This window comes from Streptomyces sp. NPDC054794 (assembly GCF_053611585.1).
The window spans coordinates 1-5,207 of sequence record NZ_JBSHAQ010000124.1; the positions used below are offsets into that span (position 1 = coordinate 1).

Annotated in this window: 3 protein-coding genes and 2 pseudogenes; 4 read left to right on the forward strand and 1 reads right to left on the reverse strand. The window is 66.9% G+C overall.

Features of this window, described 5'->3' with window-relative positions; all coding sequences use genetic code 11:
- Positions 1-215, forward strand: a pseudogene (locus ACWGKT_RS48175) (IS5/IS1182 family transposase); the annotation flags it as partial.
- A 185-nt stretch (positions 216-400) separates the two neighbouring features.
- Positions 401-1,804, forward strand: coding sequence for a hypothetical protein (locus tag ACWGKT_RS48180; RefSeq protein WP_453278771.1), 1,404 nt, complete (start codon positions 401-403; stop codon positions 1,802-1,804).
- Between the two features lie 425 nt (positions 1,805-2,229).
- Here the strand turns inward: ACWGKT_RS48180 and ACWGKT_RS48185 are convergent, their stop codons facing one another.
- Positions 2,230-3,156, reverse strand: a complete 927-nt coding sequence (locus tag ACWGKT_RS48185; protein ID WP_453278772.1) for an immunity 49 family protein — start codon at positions 3,154-3,156, stop codon at positions 2,230-2,232.
- Positions 3,157-4,073: 917 nt separating this feature from the next.
- Here ACWGKT_RS48185 and ACWGKT_RS48190 point away from each other — a divergent pair.
- Both ACWGKT_RS48190 and ACWGKT_RS48195 read left to right on the forward strand, forming a co-directional pair.
- Positions 4,074-4,475 carry a DUF6193 family natural product biosynthesis protein gene (locus tag ACWGKT_RS48190; RefSeq protein ID WP_453278773.1) on the forward strand — a complete coding sequence of 134 codons (402 nt, stop codon included), beginning with the start codon at positions 4,074-4,076 and terminating at the stop codon, positions 4,473-4,475.
- Between the two features lie 37 nt (positions 4,476-4,512).
- Positions 4,513-5,036 (forward strand): annotated as a pseudogene (locus ACWGKT_RS48195) (homocysteine S-methyltransferase family protein); the annotation flags it as partial.
- Positions 5,037-5,207: the final 171 nt, after the last annotated feature.

Sequence of the window (5,207 nt, forward strand, 5' to 3'; positions counted from 1 at the left end):
ACCGGAAGAAGAAAGGCAGCCGGGGCGGCCGCCCTACACGCCACGACGCCGACCTCTACAAGGAGCGGAACACCGTCGAGCGGCTGATCAACAAGTTGAAGGCCTGGCGGGGCCTCGCGACTCGATGCGACAAGACGCCCGAGAGCTACCTCGCCGGCCTCCACCTCCGCGCCTCGATGATCTGGATCAGCGACCTCCTGAAGGCACCTGACTGATCACAACATCACACAGGCCCTAGCACCCTCACCGACGGCGTCAAACTGCCGGTGCGCTCCGTCATCATCAACGACGAGGTCGACGACGGCCAGCCGCGCACATGGTCCGGGCAGCGGCAGATGGGCCCCGCCCAGCTACTGAACGCCGTCGGCAGGGCCGGCCGAGCCGGCCGGGAGAGCGAGGGATGGATCCTGCTCACTCGCCACCGCCCCCGCGAACCTCCGACTTCGACCTGTTGGAGCCAGGCGAGGACCGCCTGCAAGTCCTATCCGCACTCGGAACCGCCGATGCGCTGGCCGCCCTGGAAGCCGCCGAAGTCCTGATCGCCCAGACCTCGGACGCGATCTTCCAGCTCGCAGAGGACCACGCGGCCGACTTCGCTTCGTACGTCTGGTTCACCCTCGACGCACTCTCCCGCATCCCGACCCTCACCGCCCGACCGCCTCTCGCGGCCGTGGATAACCTCCTTGCGCTGCGGCAATTGCCACCGGACCTACAGGCCCGCTGGCTGGCGCTGGCAGCAAAAACCACCGAGCAATACGACGCCACCGAGCCCGCCGCCCGGCGCCGCTGGACCACCCCGGGCACCAGCATCGGCACCGCCCGGGAACTCGACAACCTCGCTAAATTCCTCACTGAACTCCTGCTCCAAGACCCCGCTGCCACCACCCCGGTCTACGGCGGCATCTGGGCCGACATGCTCGCTGGCCTCCTCCCCGGCGAATGGCCCCTGCAACGCACCCTGGACTTCTTCGCCCAGCACCAGGTCTACGACAAGCTTCTGGAGCAGCCCGAGGCCGAAAGCCCGTGGCACTTCACCGAAAAGCCGTCCAAGACCAGCGTCCAGCTGAACGTCGATATCGCCGCTGCGATCACCGGATGGATCTCCGGCGAGCCCATCCCCCGCCTCGCCACCACGTGGCTGCCCGGACTGGACAGCGAATGGGCTTTGGAGCAGACCGTCAGCAAGATCAGCGAGACCTTCGAGCACTACCTTGCCTGGACCGTCGGCGCGCTCGTGAACCTGGTCAACATTCGGCTCGAGGAAGCCCACGCCGAGATCCGCCTGCCCGCCACCACTGGCTGGCACCTGCGCCACGGAGTCGACACCCCGCAAGCCCTCGCGCTCCTCAACGCCGGCGTCACCTCTCGCCGTCTCGCCCACCGGATCGGACGCACTGCCACTGTCCAGGGCATCGCAGCCGAGGGCCTGCGAACCTGGCTAACCGGCCTGCACCTCGACGGATGGCGCAGCCAGTTCGATGCCACCGAGTACGAGCTCAACGATCTGCTTGAGTACGTCCGCAAGAGCCGCCCCAGCATGATCGGTGCACTCCTGGACACCGGCCGTGTCTCCCTGGACGTGGACCTCACCGGTGCAGCGTCCTCTGCCCGAACCCCGGTCCAGCTACGGTCACCCTCCGGACTCCACACCGCCCCCCTCACCATCGACAACGGCTCGCATACCCTCGCCCGGGTACCGGCCGACGCCCACCTCGATGTGCTCACCGTCATCGACAGCGGCATCGACTTCGACACGACTCTCACCGGTAGCCTCCTGACCCTGCGGCTGCCCGATGTTCGATGACTACCGCCGACGCCATCAAGGAGGAGGCCAACGCCTCGACACTCGGATCGGCCCCTACGAAGACTTCGCCCCCGACCAGCAGCAAGCCCTGAAACGAGGCGGAAAACGGTGCGGTGGCACACGGAGGAGGGTCGTCTTCTCCGGTCGGCTGCCTGAAGTCAGGGAGCCTGCCAGCGCCGGGATCACCTCCACTTTCAGCCATCGAACGCCCGGCTGACCGTGCCGCTGTCCTCGTTCCACGGAGGCGAGGTTAGAGAGCCGGCCTCGGCCGCCCCCAGAGGATTTTCGTGGGGCCGCGCAGGCTCGGCTCGTCAGTGCGTGTTCGCAATCCTCAGGAGTCAGGTCAGCGGGGCACATGGCCTTGCGTGGGGCGTGCCCCCGTTCGCTCATCTCGGCAACTCCTGGGAGCCGGGCCCATAGGCTGCTCAGCGGCTGACCGACGGCGCGCCTTCCGGAGCACTTATCAGGGCCAGCGGCAGGTAGGCAGATCGGACTCGCAGGTCCCAGCCGTGTACCTGGACTGCCAAAGCGGCCAGTGCGATCGTCTTCTGCGGCAGGAGGCTACGGGGCGCCGCATCGGTGGGTGCGCTGTCGCGGTGCTGGACAAGACGATGCACCAGGGCCTGTTCGAAGGCCGCCTGGTTATCTTCCAGCAGCACGCGCAATAGCTGCTGATCCGGCGTCAAGGAGCCGAGGGCACTGAAGCGCAGTGCGGCATCGAGACGCTCGTCGACCTCCGGCATGCGCAACGTCACCGAGGGCCAGTCCCGGGGCAGATGCCCACGGTCCTTGGTCAGGTAGCAGGACAGGGTGTCCATCTCCGCCAGTTCGGCCGGATCCGACTTTGATTCCAGCTTCGAGTGAGGCGCCCCATTGTGGATCGCGGGCGCGTGGTCACACAGCAGCATCAGCCCGATCACGCGGTCCCGTTCCCAGATCATGCCGCTGATCAGACACAGAGCGAACGTGTCCAGCCAGTCCCCCGCGGTGGATGCGTGCTCCACCGCGGCCTCGAAGTCTTTGTCCTCGCTGCTGATGCTCTCGTCAATGAGAGGAAAGGAGATCTCTTGATCGCCATTGGGGTAAAGGCCGAGCTCCAAGAATCCCATGGAGCACTCCGCCGCAGTGCGCAGGACTAGGCGTGACTGAGCGGCGCTGAGCTGAGGGTCCGTCACCGTTCTGGCGGCGACGTGGTCGAGGAGGTCGTCACGCATCGCCGTCAGCTCTTCATCGGAGTAGCAGTCGTACTGCATGGTGTGCCAACGACGACCGGCCCGCCGTCGGATGTCCTCCAGCGCCTGCACGATCCGCTGCTCACTCACGTCATGCCGGGCTACTTCCTCGATCGTCATGCGCGTCATCCTGACAGGTGCCACTGACATCACCCGGGCCCGGTCATGCATACTCCAAATGCGTATTATAGGCCCATTTGTGTTTCGCCGAGCCGGTGGGCTGCCGTTACTTCCCCCGCCCACAGCCAGGACACGGAGGAGCTTTCGTGGAGTTCCGTTCAATTTCTCGCGAGAGACGGCGCCGCGCAGGGCCGCTCCGGCCATGGTGAGGCACTCGGGGCGGCTCAACCGCGTGTCGGCCCGTACGCCGACCGTCGTCACCGAAGACGACGCCTCGCTCTGGATCCGGACTACCGACCCGGTGGGCCCAACCACGGTGTACCGGGCCACCAGCCCCGCCACTCCACAGCCATTGGTGGACGCGGCCCCAGACGCCGGGCAGGAGTCGGGGGCCGCGGACGGCACCAGCCCGCCGCGGGGGTCCCAGCCAGTGCACGCGTCACCGACTCAACGCCAGCCCGACCGCAAGGTCACGCACAGCACGAGCAACACAACCCGAGTCGACCGCGCTTCGCTGGTGGTCTCATCCGCCCAGGAGCGTCCCCGTCCACTCGCGTTGCCGCCTGCCGGCAGTAGCGTGCCCCGGCCTCTTGGAGTCCCAATAGCCCCGACGCCCTCCGCGGTCTGGTTCGTCATCCGCGGCGAATCCCCGTACACACAGGCCATCAAGCCCCGGGCCCGCCCGGCATCCCGATTCGCGACCACGTGGTGACGTGGGCCGAAGACCACGGCCTGAGCACCGCGTTCGAGATCTGCTCTGTCTTGTGGCTGAGGTGCCGCCGGAGTGGCCGGTGCTGTGGAGGGGAGCTACCTGACGGAGGTGGCTGATGCGGTGCCGGTGAAGGAGTGCCTCATCAGCGAGGAAGGCGAACGGCGGCGTACGAACCAGCCGTTGCAGAGGCAGCTAACGTTCGAGCATGGCAGAGAAGAACATACTCGGGACAGCACCAGACGACCCTGTGGCAGCCAAGTGGCAGGTAGTGCGGGACATGGACGCGAACCTCATTGACACAGCCCTTGTAGAGGCGGCATACGCAAACCCTGCCCTCCGGGCTCTGTTTCCGCTGGTCAGCCACGGATCGCTGCAGTTCAGCCGGTGCACCAGCTTCCCTTGGTCGCAAGACCTGCCCTCGATCTTCCCCAACGGTGAACGGCACTTCCGTGTTCTTCGGCTGCACGAGCCGCGCGGTTCGGGGCGGGAACAGATCGGTGGCGCTGTTACTGCCGATGAGGCCGTGGAACTCGTAGCCTCGCACCTCCCCCCAGGCTGTGGTCCTGCCCTTGACGGCACGCCCGACGACCTCGAATCGCTCAGCTGAGTCAAATAGCTTGTCCGGCTGCTGTGCGTACGAGCGGGTGCGGGCCCGGCCGCGTCGCCGGTCGGCCGCGGGTGAGTCGGCGGACCATGATGCCGATCATCGCCCAGCGGATCACGGTCTCGGACCGGGCGCGCCCGAGGCGATCAACGAGACGCACCTCGCCTACCTCGGGGCAGGCGCGAACGTGGCCATCACGTCCAGCTACCCGGACACCTTCGAGAAGGCGGCCGGACTCATCGGCGGAGCGTGGAGCCGGCGCGCGAGGCTCCCTGGCGCACCCAGGCAAAGGGCGTCACCCGCCCGCTGTGGCCGGCCTCTGCGGACCCTACGGTGCGATGCTCGCTGACGGCTCCGAGTACCGGGGACGGTACGGGCTGAGCGTCGCCGAGCTGGAACGATTCCACCGGCCTCGTTTGGAGGTGCTGACCGCTGCGGCCCCCGACGTCCTAGCCTTGGAGACGGTCCACCGACGAGGCTGCCGCCCTGTTACGGGCGGTGCGCGGGCTGGGAGTACCGGCGTGGCTGTCGTACTCCGTGGCCGGGGACCGCACCCGCGCCGGAGACTGGCCCGTTACGCCGCAGATGTGAGTCAGCAGCAGAGGTCGTGAGCTAGACGAGTCATTCCGATGTGATCAGTGGTCCTTACCTTGGTCATCGGTTTGGTCCAGCCATTCGTAGGGTTGGGGCATCCGAGGGGCGTGAGGTGTGGCTTTCAGTGGTCTGCCGACCGTG